The sequence below is a fragment of the Citricoccus sp. GCM10030269 genome, assembly GCF_042665635.1.
In the GTDB taxonomy this organism is placed as follows: domain Bacteria; phylum Actinomycetota; class Actinomycetes; order Actinomycetales; family Micrococcaceae; genus Citricoccus.
Genome location: NZ_JBHTCV010000005.1, coordinates 915,753 through 930,001, shown reverse-complemented (window position 1 = coordinate 930,001; position 14,249 = coordinate 915,753). Strand labels below are relative to the sequence as shown.

Sequence of the window (14,249 nt, the reverse complement as noted above, 5' to 3'; positions counted from 1 at the left end):
GTCGGTCATGTGGTCAGAGTCACGATAGAACGGCCACCGCCATAGAACAACCCGACATCAACGCGTGAAATTGATAGGGTTACCCTATGACGCTGACACAGCTACGTGCTTTCCTCGCGGCCTTGGATAAGGGGACGTTCACGGCAGCTGCCGATGAACTGGACGTGTCGCAGGCCTCGATCTCGGAACTCATCGTTCGGCTTGAGTCGGAGATCGGTGCGCCGCTGTTTGTCCGCGCTTCTCGGCGACTGGTGCCGACGTCGGCGGCTGACGAACTGGCCGTCCACGCCCGCCGTACCCTCCGTGCTGCTGAAGACGCCGTCTCCGCCATGCGGTCCATCACGTCCCTGGAGACGGGAGTGGCCACCTTCGGTGTCTCGCGAAATGCGAACTTCTACGGGCTCGCGAATCTCGTCCAGGAGTTTCATGCCCTGCATCCCGGGGTGCGGATCCGGATGGTCGGCCTCAACTCGTACGCCGTGGCCCAGTCCGTCAACGAGGGGGAGGCCGAAGCCGGGCTCGTCATTCTGCCGGTGCCGTTCGAAGGGTTGCGGTACGAGCCGCTGCTCACCGACGAGGTGTTCTTCGCCACCGCCGGTCCCCGGCCGTCCCAGGGGCGAGCCGAATTGGAGGACCTGGTGGAGGCCGGCATGGTGCTGTACGACGCGCACAGCGGGTGGAACGACCCGACCCGTAGGCAGTTGTTGGACCGTGCCCAGGGGGAGGGCATGCGTTTGGAACCGATCATCGAGGTGGAGCAGGCCGACTCCGCCCTCACCCTCGTCTCCGCGGGGACCGGTGCCACGATCGTGAGTGGTTCCTTGGTTCGGGCGGGTCGGATCCCGGAGAACGTCCAGGTCTTCCCGTTCCGGGAGCCGCTGACGGAGACCTTGGCTCTGATCAGTCGTGATGACGCCCCGGTCTCCTTGGCAACGAGGGAGATCATGGATCTGACCCGTCGTCTCGTGGCCGGTTCGCAAACCGCATAGGAGTTCGCCGCTCGACGGTCAGCCGCGGAAACGGTCCAACCGGTAGGTCGCGGTCCGACTGTGAGCCTCCATGCCCTCGGAGTCCGAAATGACCTGCACGGCTTCGGCGGCCTGCACCGTTGCATCCCGTTCGACCTTCTGGAAGGTCAGCGGCTTCAGGAAACGAGACGCTGAGAGTCCGGCGGAATGCTTGGCGCCGCCAGCCGTCGGCAGAGTGTGATTGGTGCCGGCCATGCCCTTGTCCGAGTAGGCGACCGTGCTCCAGGGGCCGAGGAAGATGGACCCGTAGTTGCGCAACCGGTCGTGGTACCAGGCGTCGTCCGCGGTGATGATTTCCAGGTGTTCGGGCGCCAGGTCATCCATCAGTGTCGCAGCGACCTCCGGGGTGTCGGCCACAGTGATGGAACCGTAGTTCCGCCACGCCGGCCCGGCGATCTCCGCGGTCGACAAGGTCTCGAGTTGAACCTCGACGGCGGCGGCCACGGCGCGGCCCAAAGCCTCGGAGGTCGTGATGAGAGCGGCCGGTGAGGTGGGGCCATGTTCGGCCTGACCCAGGAGATCGGCGGCCACGATCTCGGGATCGGCGGTCTCGTCGGCGATGATGGCGACCTCGGAGGGACCTGCCGGCAGGTCAATCGCAACCCGGCCGAAGAGCTGGCGCTTGGCCTCAGCGACGAAGGCGTTGCCAGCGCCGACGATCATGTCCGCCGGCAGCTCGTCGAGCAGTCCGAAGGCCATGGTGGCCAGGGCCTGCACCCCGCCGAGGAGGAAGATCCGGTCGGCGCCGGACAGGTGTGCGGCGTAGAGCACCGCATCGTTGGCGCGGCCGTTGGGCTGCGGCGGCGTTGCTGCCGTGACCAGATCGACGCCGGCCTCCTTGGCGACGCCGACCGACATGAAGGCGCTGGCGGTGAGCGGGAATCGCCCGGCGGGCAGATACGCGCCCACCTGCCTCAAGGGCACGTATCGAACGCCGCACGTGATGCCGGGGGCGGTCTCGACCTCGAAGTCCTGGAGGTGGCGCCGTGTTTCGGCCGCGAACGCCCGGGTTCGCTCCGAGCCCAGTTCAATGGCTTGCGCCAGCTCGGCGGGAAGGCGTGAACCGCTGCGCGCGATGTCTTCCGGGTCCAGAACGAACTCCCCGTCAAAACCATCCAGATCCCGGGAGTACTGACGCACAGCGTCCAACCCGCGTCGTTCGATGTCGCTGAGCATGCGACTGACCGTCTCAGCTACCCGGGGGTCATGCTGAGCGGCGGGGGAGTCGCTAGGTGCCTTGAGGAAGCGGAACTGGCCGTCGTGTTGGGTGAGGACCCGAGGTGTGAATCGCATGGTGCTGACAGTAATGAGGGCTGTACTACAGGACAACCCGGTACATACCTCTCAAGCACATAGGCGTAGCCTATGGATTGGTGCGCGGTCGGTTGCGAAGACCCATGAGATGAGCGTTGCAATAGCGAGAAAGAAATGCCCCCGCCCCGCGATGCGGGACGAGGGGTCAAAGAAGCTCCCCCGACTGGACTCGAACCAGTAACCCTTCGATTAACAGTCGAATGCTCTGCCATTGAGCTACGGGGGACTGCGTAACAGCGGCTTCTACTCTACCGAAGTTCCCAGGCACAGTGAAATCGGCTGAAATCGGGTGATGTCAGCGTGGACGGCCGAGAAACGGCGACCAGCGCCGGAACGGTCAGCCGCTAGAGTTCCCGCGTGAGTGAGTCCGCCGCGCCATTGTCATCAGCGCCGTCAACCGGGTTGTCCCCGCTCCGCCGATGGCTGCTGCTGGTCACGGTCAGCGCCGGCGTCCTGCTGATCACGCTGGACAACACCATCCTGTACACGGCTCTGCCGACTCTCTCGACCGAACTCGGCGCCACCGCCGCGGAATCCCTGTGGATTCTCAATGCCTATCCGCTGGTGATGTGCGGCTTGCTGCTCGGCGCCGGAACGCTGGGGGACCGCTACGGCCATCGCCGGCTCTTCGTCGTCGGCCTGGCGCTGTTCGGCGCGGCGTCCCTGCTGGCCGCTTTCGCTCCCGACGTCGGCATCCTCATCACCTCCCGTGCTCTGCTGGCCGTCGGCGCGGCCTGCATGATGCCCGCCACCCTGGCGCTGATCCGCATCGGTTTCGATGACGTCCGCGAGCGGAATGTCGCCGTCGGGGTGTGGGGGAGCATCTCCCTGGTCGGCGCAGCACTCGGGCCGATCATCGGGGGAGTGCTGCTCGAGTCATTCTGGTGGGGCTCGATCTTCCTGATCAACGTGCCGGTCGTCCTCGCAGCCCTGGCCGTGGCCCCGTGGGTGACTCCCCGCGCCAACCCTGACCGGTCGAAAGCATGGGACGCTCCCTCCTCTCTCTTTGCACTGGCCACGCTGACCGGAGCCGTGTTCGCCATCAAGGAGGCCACCGGGCCACAGCCCTCGTGGCCCTGGTTCGCACTCGCTGCCGTCGTCTCCGTGTTCGGTGGCTGCCTGTTCACTCGTCGGCAGCGCCGCCTCCGGGATCCGGTGCTGGACTTCGCCGTCTTCAGGAACCATGCCTTCTCGGCCGGTGTCCTGGCGGCGGCCTGCGCCATGCTCGTCCTGGGCGGTGTTCAGTTGGTCGCCACGCAACGGTTCCAACTCGTGGAGGGTTACACGCCGCTGCAGTCCGGACTGTTGGTGTCCGTGCTGGCCATGGGATCGCTGTCGGCCTCCCTCGCCGCCGGTGCCACTCTTCACCGCCTCGGACTGCGGACGCTGATCGCCGGTGGCTTCACCCTCGCTGCCCTCGGCATGGTTGTCTCCGCTCTCGCCGCCACCACCCACGTGCCTCTGCTCGTCGTCGGGCTGGGGCTGACGGGAGTCGGCCTCGGCGCCACGATGTCCGTGGCGTCGACGGCCATCATCGGTAACGTGCCCGCACGCCAGGCCGGGATGGCGTCCTCCGTGGAAGAGGTCTCCTATGAGTTCGGGAACCTGTTGGCCGTCGCGATCCTCGGCAGTCTGGCAACCCTGATGTATACCGTGACCGTCGAGCTACCGGCGGGCGCACCCTCCGGAGCGTCGGACAGCATGTCGCAAGCGGTCGAGCTGGCCGGGGGAGACCCGGCCGTGTTGGAAGCGGCCGGAGTCGCCTATGACGTCGCCTTCGTCACGGTCCTGGCGATCGTGGCGGCCGTCATCGCGGCGGTGGCCATTCTCACCGGGTGGCTCTTGCGCCACTACGGGCCCGGAACGGCGGCCAGCGCGCACGAGGAGAATCATTAAAGCTCCAGTCGCGGCCACCCGTTGAGGTCGCGGAGCATCTGCCGATCGTGGCTCGCCACGACGACGGCCGCCCGGGTGCTCAACAGAGCCTTAGTCAGCTCGTCCACTAGTGGCGCGGCGAGATGGTTGGTCGGCTCGTCCAGCAGCAGCAGGTCCGGCCGTTCGGCCAAGCGCAGGGCCAAGTGCAGACGACTGCGCTGTCCGGCGGACATGCTCCCCACCGGGGTGCGACGGGCTTCCCGGTCCAACAGGCCGGTCGAACTCAACGGCACCAGGTCCTCCGCCCTGTGCATCCCCGCGGCCACCAATCGGTGGACGCGGTCGCGATAAAGGTCTTCTGCCAGCATCTTCGCCGGCCACCATGGTGGCTCCTGGCCGACGAGGACGATGCGCGCTCCGGACAATTGACGGACGTCGCCCGCATCGGGAGCGATGTCTCCGGCCAGTACGCCGAGCAAGGTGGACTTGCCCGCCCCGTTGCGCCCCGTCACCAATAACCGGTCGCCACCATCGATCCACAGGTCGACCGGCCGGGTTAGACGCGCGGCCACAGTAACGTCGCGGCACCGCAATAGAGGTCTCCCCGGACGGACATCCAGGCAGGGAAAGGTGAGCTCGGTGGGCGGCTCAGGTACCGAGATCCGGTGCGCCTCCAGGTCCGCCTGGCGGCGTTTCACGGCTTGCACGACGCCGGGCGCGCGGGTTTGGCGTTGGTGCTTGCCATGGCCCTTCTCCGGCCGCCAGCCGGATTCCAATTGATCCCGGGCTTCGTCTGCGGCTGCCGCCAAGCGTTCATGCTCGGATTGTTGGTTCGCATAGTTTTGCAGCCAGCGTTCGCGGGCAGTCTGGCGTCCCGTTTGCCAGCCTTCATAGCCTCCGGAGTAGCGAACCGGGCGCCCGTCCTCACTGGGATCCAGGTCCAGGTACTCCTCGGCGACGTCCCGCAGCAGGCCGCGATCGTGGGTGACAAGGGCCAGCCCGCCGGAGTGCGCTCGCAGTCGGGCCGTCAAGAACTCCAGTGCATCGGCATCGAGGTGGTTGGTCGGTTCGTCCAGCAGTAACAGGTCGTACCGGGCACCGAGGAGACAGGCGAGTCGAACGCGGTACCGCTGGCCCACGGACAGCTCGCTGAGTAATCGTGAACGGTCCGTGACCGCATCCAGCCCCTCCAGAGCCACGTCGACTCGGCGCTCTGCGTCCCAGGCATCCAGCAAGGTGGCTCGTTCCAGCGCCGAAGAGTAGGCGCTATCAGCTCCGGCGTCTCCGCTCGCCAGTGCAGTGGAGGCAACATCGAGGTCGGCCAGGGCTGTCTTGGCGGCACTGATGGCTTCATCCACGAGCGCGCCCACCGTCTGGCCCGGTCCGGTCTCAAGGGTCTGTTCGGCGAGGCCGACGGTGCCCGCGCGCGTGACCACGCCGTCGTCCGGAATCAAGGTTCCGGCCAGGACATGCAGGAGGGTGCTCTTGCCGCGGCCGTTTTCCCCGACGATCGCCAGACGTGAGTTGGACGAAACGGTCACACTGACGTCTCGGAGGATTTCTCGGCCTCCGCGGACAATGCGGATATTCAGGGCACGCAGCTGTGCAGCGCTGCCGACGGGTAGAGGGGAGTGTTCAGGAAGATGAGGGTGATTCACGGTGCTCTTTCGGCTCGTCAGGAAGCCGGGCGCGCCAAGGGGACCGCCCGGCAGGTACCGGGACGGCGAGCGGGTGTGGATCACGCGGATCTTCGGGGGATCGAGAAGATCCCGACAGATTGCTGAAATTCACCGGCCGCCGTCAGCGGCCGGGACGCAACCTCATCGAAGCAATGCCTTGGGTGAACATGATGCCCATCATACGCGTGCGAGACGCGGAGTGTACCGGCCACCGTCTGGCGGCCCGCCCGACGGCTATCCTCGGGGAATGACGCGCACGCTCCCGGGGACGCCCCGCCCCCAGGCGTCTTCGCGAAGCAGGTGGCCCATCGCGCTCATCTCCGTGGCCGCCGTCGTCCTGGTCGGTTTGAATCTCCGCGCGGGCATCGCCTCCGCCGGCCCACTGTTTCATGACCTGCAAATTCAACTGGGCTACGGGCCGCTCGTCGGTTCGCTGTTGCCCACTATCCCCGTCCTGTGCTTCGCCGTGGCAGGAGCCGCCACGGCCATGGTGGTCCGCCGAATCGGAATGGAAACGTCGATCGCCGTGGCGCTGCTCATGCTCACGGCGGGGCTGGCCGTCCGCGCCGCGGAGTCCACAGTGCTGCTCTTGGTCGGCACCGTGCTGGGCATGAGCGGCTTGGCCGTGTGCAACGTCGCGATGCCGACCTACATCCGTCAGCACCATCCGGGCCGGGCCGCCAGCATGACCGGGATGTACACGGTCACCATGACCATCGGCGCCACCACCGCTGCGGCGATCACCGTTCCCGTGGCCCAGGGCCTGGGTTCCCCCACGCTCGGGCTGGCCGCGTGGGCGCTGCCGGCCGCCGTCGGGTTCCTGGTGTTTCTGCCGCTGGCCCTGCACAGCCGACAACCACGCGGTGAACCGGCGCGGACGCCGATTCCGTACGTCTCGCCCTGGCGGATGATCACCACGCGCAAGGGCCTGCTCTTCACCGGACTGTTCGCCGCTCAATCGTTCCTGGTGTACGGGCTCATCGGCTGGTATCCCTACATGCTCATCTCACAAGGCCTGGATCCCACCACCGCCGGTCTCATGCTGGGACTGCTGCAACTGGTGGGCGTGCCGACCATGATGGTGCTGCTGACCATGGCAGGCCGACCCTGGCTGCTGCGGCCGGCGTTCATGATCACCTGCACGGCATCGGTCACCGGCTATCTCTGTCTGCTCTTCGCCCCGGTTGAGTGGGCGCCGGTGACCTCGGTGATCATGGGCGTCGGGTTCTGTGTCTTCCCCTTGCTGATGCTGTTGATCAGCAAGAGCGGGGAGACCGCGGAGGAGACCACGGCGCTGTCCACGCTCGCGCAGTCCTTGGGGTACCTGGTCGCCGCCGTCGGCCCGTTCGGATTGGGCCTGATGAACGGGGTGCTGGGCGATTGGACCGCCGCCATCGTGGTGATGCTGTTGGTCTCGGTCGCTCAGCTCGTGCTGAGCCATCGCGTGAGTGCGCCCACAGCGTCTTAGCCGAGCCTTGCCTTCGATGACAGGGCGACTAGGCGGTTCTACAGTGAAGCCATGAAGCTTTCAGACGATCTTGTGAAGAAGTTCAACGAGCAAATCACCCTCGAACTCGAGGCGTCCATGGTCTACCGGCAGTTGGCCATCGAAGCAGACGAACAGGACCTCACCGGTATGGCCGCTTGGCTTCGTCACCAGGCGGATGAGGAGATCGTCCACGCGAACAAATTCATCGATCACGTCGTCGACCGGGACAACCACGCGGAGATCGGTGCCATCAACGCCCCGGAGGTGGAGCGGGGCCTGTCTCCGCTGAGCATCTTCGAGGCCTCCCTGGCGCACGAGACCAAGGTCTCCAACGCCATCCGCGATCTGTATCGCGAGACCGATGCCGCCGGTGACCTGGATTCCCGCCCGCTGCTGAACTGGTTCCTGGACGAGCAGATCGAGGAGGAGGCCACCGTCAGTGAGATCGTCGGCCGGATCAAACTGATCGGCGACGACGGCGCGGGCCTGTTGCGTTTGGACGCCGAGTTGGGCTCGCGATCCGTGGGGACCACAGAAAACCGGGACTGACCGGTAAGGAGAAGGCCGGCGCCGTCATGGAGGGGGGATATGGCGGCGCCGGCCTGGTGGACTCTACTCGTGGCAGTTGAACTGTCAATTGAGCCCTCACGTGGGTCGGCTCGACGGTGGTAGGTTTGACCTGCCCGCACCGCTCCGGGCACGCTCCACCACCGGCAACTGCAGACCACCGCAATCCCACCGCACACCACAGGGAAGGCACGCTCACATGGCGAACCAGGGTTCTCCCCGCGTATCGGACCAGACCCGTTCCAGTTCACTGACCGATCTGGTGTCCACGGGTGCTCGCTTGCTTCCTCTGCAGCTCAAGGACGAGCTGTCCATGGTCAAGAGTCAGATGACCAAGAAGGGGATCACCGTCGGCATCGGTGCCGGGCTGGCCGTCGTCGGTCTGGTGTTCCTGTTCATCATGGTCGTCTCGCTGATCGTGGCCATGATCGGTGGTTTCGCCCAGGACCGGCCGGTCTGGTTCTCCGCGCTGATGGTCGCAGCCGGCGCCCTGGTGGTCGCTCTGATCCTCATACTCATCGGCGTCTTCCGCATCAAGGCGGCCATGCCTCTGGTGCCGGCGGAAACGGTCAAGGGCATCAAATACGACCTGGGCTACCTGAAGGAAGGCAACGCCTTCGACCCGGCCGAGTTCGACCGCCTCGAGGCCCAGAAGGCCGAGGACAAGAAGGTCGCCGCCGAACGCGAGGAAGAGCGTCGCAAGGCCGTCGCCGCCGAGGACAAGGCCGCCAAGAAGCGCGGCGAAGCCCCCTCGCATGCCACGGTGCAGAGCCCCTCGTACGCCGAACTGGCTCGGCGCGCGCAGCTGCGCCGGCAGCACTTGGGCGACATCCGCTCCGGCCTTGAAGAGAAGACGGACGTCAAGTCGCAGTTCTCCGCCTTCACCTCGCAGTTCAAGGGCGGACAGCCTCACTCGTCCGGGGGCACGGAGTCCACCTCGCCGACCGCCCCGTACCACACGGGCGCGCGCGCCGGACAGAAGGCCAACGACGCTAGCGGGTACGTCAAGGAGAAGTGGCAGCCGCTCGCTCTGCTCGGCGCCGCCTCCACCGCCATCACCGTTTTTGCCCGCCAGCTCAAGAAGTAACAGCGCGCAGCGCGCGCGGGAACCGGGACCATGCGGCTCATAGGTGCAGGAACCCGTGATGACCTTGTCTACGTTGTCACGGACCGGTTCTGGACCATCCCCAACGTCATCACGGTCCTGCGTTTCTGCCTGGTTCCGGTCTTCGTCTGGCTGGTCCTCTCGGAGCGGTATCTGGCCGCATTCATCGTGCTCGCCGTCCTCTCCAGCACGGACTGGATCGACGGCTACGTGGCCCGTCGGTTCAACCAGATCTCCACGGTGGGTCAGTGGCTGGACCCGGTCGCCGACCGCCTCTCGCTGGTCGTCGTGGCCATGACCCTGGTGGTCACCGGCATCGCACCGTGGTGGCTCCTGGTCAGCCTGCTGGTGCCGGATCTCATCCTGGCCATGGCCGCCGTCGCGCTGTTCCGGGGCAGCCCCGAGCTTGAGGTGACCGTGCTGGGCAAGGTCCGTACGGCCCTGCTGCTGTTGGGCACTCCCGTGCTCCTGCTGGGGCGCATCCCCGGACTGGCCGAGGAGACCTTGACGATGGTCGCCCACGCGCTGTTGGCGCTGGGGTGCGCCGGCCATGTCTGGGCGGCGGGCGATTATCTGCGCGGCTGTCTGCGCAAGCACCGCGCCCTGACGGACCAGGGCATCGACCCGCGCGACCGTGCGAGCTGGTCGCAGGCATGAAGTGGTTGTCCATTCTGGCCGCCCTGGCCGCGGCCTGTTGTCTCGCCTTGGGCAGCGAACGGCAGTCGGTCGGGGTCCGTGGCCGAGAGGCGCATCTGCGTCTGCACCCGCGGTCGGGTTTCCTGGCGTTGTTCTCGTCTCCGGTCTGGCTCGCCGGGGGCGCGCTGATGGTCCTGGGCATCGTCCTGAACGTGTACGCCCTGGCGACCGCGCCCCTCACCGTCGTGCAGCCGATCGGTGCCATCGCCGTCGTCATCACCACGGTGCTCAACGCCCGCATCCAACGCTTCCGGCTCAACCCCCTCACCATCTGGGCCATCCTGGCGTGCGTGCTCGGGTCGGCCGGCTTCGTCCTGACGGCGATCGTCGCGACGGAGGAGAACCCGGCGCCCACGCCCGACCAGGAACGACTCACCGCCATCCTGGCCATGTCGGCAGCGGTGCTCTTCGCCGTCATCGGCCTGATCGTCCGACGCCGGCCCAGCGCCTTCGTCTTCATCCTCGGGGCCGGCGTGATGTTCGGCTTCGTCGCCGTGTTCGTCCGGATGGCGTCCATTCACTTCCTCCGCGGCGATCCGGGCGGTCTGTTCGGTATCCCGTGGTATCACCTGGGCATCATGGCGGCGGTGGGACTGCTCGGTGTCTACTTCGTCCAGAGTGCTTACCGGCACGGGCCGCCGGATCTGGTGGTCGCCGGGCTGACCGTGATCGATCCCATGGTCGGAGTGCTCACCGGGATCATCGTGCTCCACGAGCTTCAACCCCATCTGCCCTGGTGGGTGGGTTTGTGCATGGGAGCGGCGGCCGCCGTTGCTACGCTCGGTGTCATCGCCTTGTCACGTCACCACCCGGACGTGATCCAGCGCCGCGAAGTGGCCCAGCGCAAGGCGAGTGCATCGGCCGCCGAGGACTGATCCGGTCCTGCTGCGGCTCCGGGACGACCACCAGACAGGAGCCCATTCCCCGTGACGGCACCCTCCGACCGCAAGCTCAAGGTCCTGATCGCCGCGGACACCTATCCGCCGGACGTCAACGGGGCCTCAGTGTTCTGCTACCGGCTGGCCCGGGCCCTGCACGAACGTGGACACGAGGTGCACGTGATCGCGGCCCGGAATGAGGCCGGGCCGGACTCGGTGCAGTACACGGACGAGGCCACGGTCCACCGGCTGCAGTCGGTCGCCGCGCCGACGCACGAGTACTACCGCATTGTCTTTCCCTGGCATGCCAGGAAGTCGATCGGTGCGCTGCTCGATGAACTGCGTCCAGATGTGGTGCACGTGCAGTGCCACTACATGATCGGTGAGGCGGCCATCAATGAGGCCGATCAGCGCCGCATCCGCACCATCGCCACCAATCACTTCATGCCGGAGAATCTCGAGCCGTTCTTGCCCTTCCCGCAATGGTTCAGGGACATCGTCTCGAAGAACTCGTGGCGTGACATGGGCCGGCTGATGAGCAAAACCGCGGCGGTCACCACGCCCACGGCTCTGGCCGCCAAGACCATGATGGAGCACGCCGGTCTGGACGACGTCCTGCCGATCTCCAACGGCATCGATTCCGCCGCCTACGAACGTGCGCCGGGGGAGGTGGTGGAGAGAGCTGAGTATCCCGTGGTGCTCTTCGTGGGGCGGCTCGCCGTGGAGAAGAACGTCGACGTGCTCATCCGCGCCCTGCAGCTGCTGGATCCTGCGCTCAACGTGCACCTCGAGATCGTGGGCGACGGCGAACAGCGCACACCGTTGCGCGAGTTGGTCGACGAGCTCGGCCTGCAGGATCGGGTCCACTTCCTGGGCCACGTCAGCGAGGCCGACCTGCACCGGGCCTACCTGCGCGCCGAGGTGTTCTGCCAGCCGGGCACCGCAGAGTTGCAGTCCCTGGTCTCGCTCGAGGCCATGAGCGCCTCGCGGCCCGTGGTGCTGGCCGATGCCCTGGCCCTGCCCCACCTGGTGACCGACGGGGACAACGGCTATCTCTTCACCCCGAACGACCCGCAGGACCTGGCGGATAAGCTCACCGCGGTGCTGACGGCCAGTGACGAGGAGCGCGCTCGGATGGGGCGGGCCTCGCATGACCGCGCTGTGCAGCACTCGCAGGACAAGACGATCGGGCTCTTCGAGAAGCTCTATCGCGGAGCCACCCCGGCTGAGGTGCGCGAACTGCTCTGAGCTCGTCGCGGGTGCCGTCGTCTGGCCTCGCCGCCTAAGATCGGCCCCGTGGAGTGGCTGACTGACTGGGTGACGCAAGCCCCCTCGACGTGGCTCGTCGCGCCCGACGCCGAGTGGGCGCGGCAGATCCTGCAGCGCGGCGTGGCCGCGCTGTACTTCGTCGCGTTCCTGTCCACCCTGAATCAGTTCCGGGTCCTGCTCGGCGAAAGGGGACTGCAACCCGCCCCGGCGCTGCTGGAGGCCGGACGCCAGCGCGGCCCGACGGTCTTCGCTCGCTGGGGTTACTCCGACCGCAAGCTGGTGGGCGTGGCCGTCGTCGGGATGGTGGTCTCGGCCCTGCTGGTGGCCGGGGTGCCTCAGTATGGGCCGCCGTGGTTGCCGCTGGCACTGTTCCTCGCGCTGTACGGGCTGTACATGTCTGTGGTGAGCATCGGGCAGACGTTCTACGGTTTCGGCTGGGAGATGCTGCTGTTGGAGGCCGGGTTCACGGTCGGGCTGCTCGGCTCGAACCAGGTTCCGCCGCCCACGCCGGTGCTGGTGCTCATCGCCTGGTTGGTGTTCCGGCTGGAGTTCGGGGCCGGCATGATCAAGATCAGAGGCGGGTCGGAATGGCGCGACCTGACAGCCATGGACTATCACCATCAGACGCAGCCGATGCCGAATCCCCTCAGCCGGCAAGCACACCTGAAGCCGCGGTGGTGGCATCGCTGCGAGGTCTTCGGCAACCATGTGGCCCAGTTGGCGGTGCCGTTCCTGTTGTTCCTGCCGCAGCCGGTGGCCTCGGTGGGAGCCGGCATCATCATCGTGACCCAGCTGTGGCTCGTGCTCACCGGCAACTACGCCTGGCTGAACTGGGCGACGATCGTCCTCGCCTGCTGTGGTCTGGGAGATTCTGTGCTGCACACCCTCTTCCCGGCCGTGCCGGCGGATCTGGGCGCGGTCCAAGCCGTTGATGCCGGAGTGCCGCTGTACTGGACGCTGATCGTGGTGATCGCCTCGCTCGGGCTGGTCGTCGCGGGGATCCCCGCGCTGCGCAACCTGTTCTCCTCTCGGCAACTGATGAACGCCTCCTTCAACCAGTGGCAGCTGGGCAATGCCTACGGGGCCTTCGGCTCGGTGACCAAGCGGCGGATCGAGATCATCATCGAGGGCACCGAAGAGGCGGCCGAGGACGTTCCGGAGTCCAGCTGGCACCCCTATGAGTTCAAGGGCAAACCCGGAGACGTCCGACGCCGGCCCCGCCAGTACGCGCCGTACCACCTGCGCCTGGATTGGATGATGTGGTTCCTGCCGCTCAGCGGCATCCACCAGCGCTGGTTCCACGTCTTGCTGAGCCGGCTCTTGATGGCCGACCCGGCCGTGCTGAGGCTGCTGCGCTCTGACCCCTTTGATGGCCGCCGTCCGGCGCAGATTCGGGTGCGGACCTTCGAGTACCGGTTCGCCACGGGCGCGGAGCGCCGCGAGACGGGGCAGTACTGGATGCGCGACGGCGGCCAGACGGTCATCGGGCCGGTGGCCGCCCGAGAGGTGCCCGCCCGCTAAGATGGTGACTTGCGCGCACGGCCGGGCCAGTTTGGTACGGCACCGTCCGAGTATGCGTCGCGGGGCGTTAGCTCAGTTGGTCAGAGCACAAGACTCATAATCTTTTGGTCGCGGGTTCAAGTCCCGCACGCCCCACCGAAAACCAGTGCTTGACTAGGTGCGATGCCATAGTGCGAGGCCGTCGCATTAGGGTGTCCAATGCTTCATCCACCGTTTACCCACCGGAAACGGCCCAAGTCGCCCAAACTCCCAGACCTGCAATGGCAGCAGCAAGTCCACCCGCTGCAACACTCCACCATGTAGCCGTTCGTGCCTTCTTCTGAGCGATGCCATCCAGGCGGGCTTGGGCTTTGTGCCGAGCATTCTGTTGCCTAGTGAGTTTGGCGAGCTCGATCGTGGCTTCAAGCATCATCTGATCGCGATTGCGTTCGTCGGCCGCAGCTTGCTCCCGTTCCCTCTGGCTTTCTTCCATGGATTCCGAGAGGCTTGCGTAGTCCGGCTGTGGGATCCTGGGAGCCGTGTACTTAGGCGTGAGAGGCATTTTCTCAGCTTCACCGGGCGGCTCTATTTTTGGGATTTGTAGGTTGTCCAGAATGGTCTTTCCGAGCTTCTCAACGGGGTCATCCCAGAGAGTCTTGTCAAGGCCGGCGATAGTTTTCCGCAGTCGCTGGCCGTCGTCTTCCCTCATTCTTTCGAAAGCGGCAAGCGTTTCTGCCGGAACGTCGGGGCGCTCACCTGCATCTTGGGCACTTTTGATCTTTCCGACGTCCTCGCTTGTCAACCCGTAACTTTTCATGCGCTCATCGACTTGCTTTTGGATGTCCTCTA

At 66.1% G+C, this 14,249-nt stretch carries 12 protein-coding genes and 2 tRNA genes; 10 read left to right on the top strand and 4 right to left on the bottom strand.

The annotated features are described in order from the left end of the window. Positions 1-86: 86 nt before the first annotated feature. Complete coding sequence (locus tag ACFQQD_RS11475) at positions 87-989, top strand: LysR family transcriptional regulator (RefSeq protein ID WP_378089404.1); 903 nt, start codon at positions 87-89, stop codon at positions 987-989. Positions 990-1,007: 18 nt separating this feature from the next. Here the strand turns inward: ACFQQD_RS11475 and hisD are convergent, their stop codons facing one another. Both hisD and ACFQQD_RS11465 read right to left on the bottom strand, forming a co-directional pair. Continuing rightward, complete coding sequence (gene hisD / locus ACFQQD_RS11470; protein ID WP_378089402.1) at positions 1,008-2,321, bottom strand: histidinol dehydrogenase; 1,314 nt, start codon at positions 2,319-2,321, stop codon at positions 1,008-1,010. A 175-nt stretch (positions 2,322-2,496) separates the two neighbouring features. Continuing rightward, positions 2,497-2,568: transfer RNA gene (locus ACFQQD_RS11465), tRNA-Asn, on the bottom strand. Positions 2,569-2,699: 131 nt separating this feature from the next. Here ACFQQD_RS11465 and ACFQQD_RS11460 point away from each other — a divergent pair. Further along, entirely contained in the window at positions 2,700-4,238 is a 1,539-nt protein-coding gene (locus ACFQQD_RS11460; RefSeq protein WP_378089400.1) for an MFS transporter, read from the top strand. Here ACFQQD_RS11460 and ACFQQD_RS11455 read toward each other — a convergent pair. Continuing rightward, the gene (locus tag ACFQQD_RS11455) at positions 4,235-5,875 is read right to left on the bottom strand and encodes an ABC-F family ATP-binding cassette domain-containing protein (protein ID WP_378089398.1); all 1,641 of its coding nucleotides are present in this window, start codon (positions 5,873-5,875) and stop codon (positions 4,235-4,237) included. The two genes, ACFQQD_RS11460 and ACFQQD_RS11455, sit on opposite strands and share 4 nt — an antisense overlap. Positions 5,876-6,143: 268 nt before the next feature. Between ACFQQD_RS11455 and ACFQQD_RS11450 the strand changes: the two genes are divergently transcribed. From ACFQQD_RS11450 to ACFQQD_RS11415, 8 genes are all read left to right on the top strand, one after another. Continuing rightward, a complete protein-coding gene (locus ACFQQD_RS11450; RefSeq protein ID WP_378089396.1) occupies positions 6,144-7,364 on the top strand; it encodes an MFS transporter in 1,221 nt (406 codons plus the stop codon). Between the two features lie 51 nt (positions 7,365-7,415). Then, positions 7,416-7,934, top strand: coding sequence for a ferritin (locus ACFQQD_RS11445; protein ID WP_378089394.1), 519 nt, complete (start codon positions 7,416-7,418; stop codon positions 7,932-7,934). A gap of 217 nt (positions 7,935-8,151) precedes the next feature. Further along, positions 8,152-9,039: a phage holin family protein gene (locus tag ACFQQD_RS11440; protein ID WP_378089392.1), complete on the top strand. Its 888-nt coding sequence runs from the start codon at positions 8,152-8,154 to the stop codon at positions 9,037-9,039. Between the two features lie 30 nt (positions 9,040-9,069). Beyond that, on the top strand, positions 9,070-9,714 hold the full coding sequence (locus ACFQQD_RS11435) for a CDP-alcohol phosphatidyltransferase family protein (RefSeq protein WP_378089389.1): 645 nt from the start codon (positions 9,070-9,072) through the stop codon (positions 9,712-9,714). Next, positions 9,711-10,628 carry a DMT family transporter gene (locus ACFQQD_RS11430; RefSeq protein WP_378089387.1) on the top strand — a complete coding sequence of 306 codons (918 nt, stop codon included), beginning with the start codon at positions 9,711-9,713 and terminating at the stop codon, positions 10,626-10,628. The genes ACFQQD_RS11435 and ACFQQD_RS11430 overlap by 4 nt, the downstream gene beginning before the upstream one ends. 51 nt (positions 10,629-10,679) lie before the next feature. Further along, positions 10,680-11,879 carry a glycosyltransferase gene (locus ACFQQD_RS11425; RefSeq protein ID WP_378089385.1) on the top strand — a complete coding sequence of 400 codons (1,200 nt, stop codon included), beginning with the start codon at positions 10,680-10,682 and terminating at the stop codon, positions 11,877-11,879. 48 nt (positions 11,880-11,927) lie between these two features. Continuing rightward, the gene (locus tag ACFQQD_RS11420) at positions 11,928-13,421 is read left to right on the top strand and encodes a lipase maturation factor family protein (protein ID WP_378089383.1); all 1,494 of its coding nucleotides are present in this window, start codon (positions 11,928-11,930) and stop codon (positions 13,419-13,421) included. A 61-nt stretch (positions 13,422-13,482) separates the two neighbouring features. After that, positions 13,483-13,556: transfer RNA gene (locus tag ACFQQD_RS11415), tRNA-Ile, on the top strand. A gap of 79 nt (positions 13,557-13,635) precedes the next feature. Here ACFQQD_RS11415 and ACFQQD_RS11410 read toward each other — a convergent pair. Then, positions 13,636-14,202 (bottom strand): hypothetical protein, encoded by a 567-nt coding sequence (locus ACFQQD_RS11410; RefSeq protein WP_378089381.1) that lies wholly within the window; start codon positions 14,200-14,202, stop codon positions 13,636-13,638. Positions 14,203-14,249 lie beyond the last annotated feature (47 nt).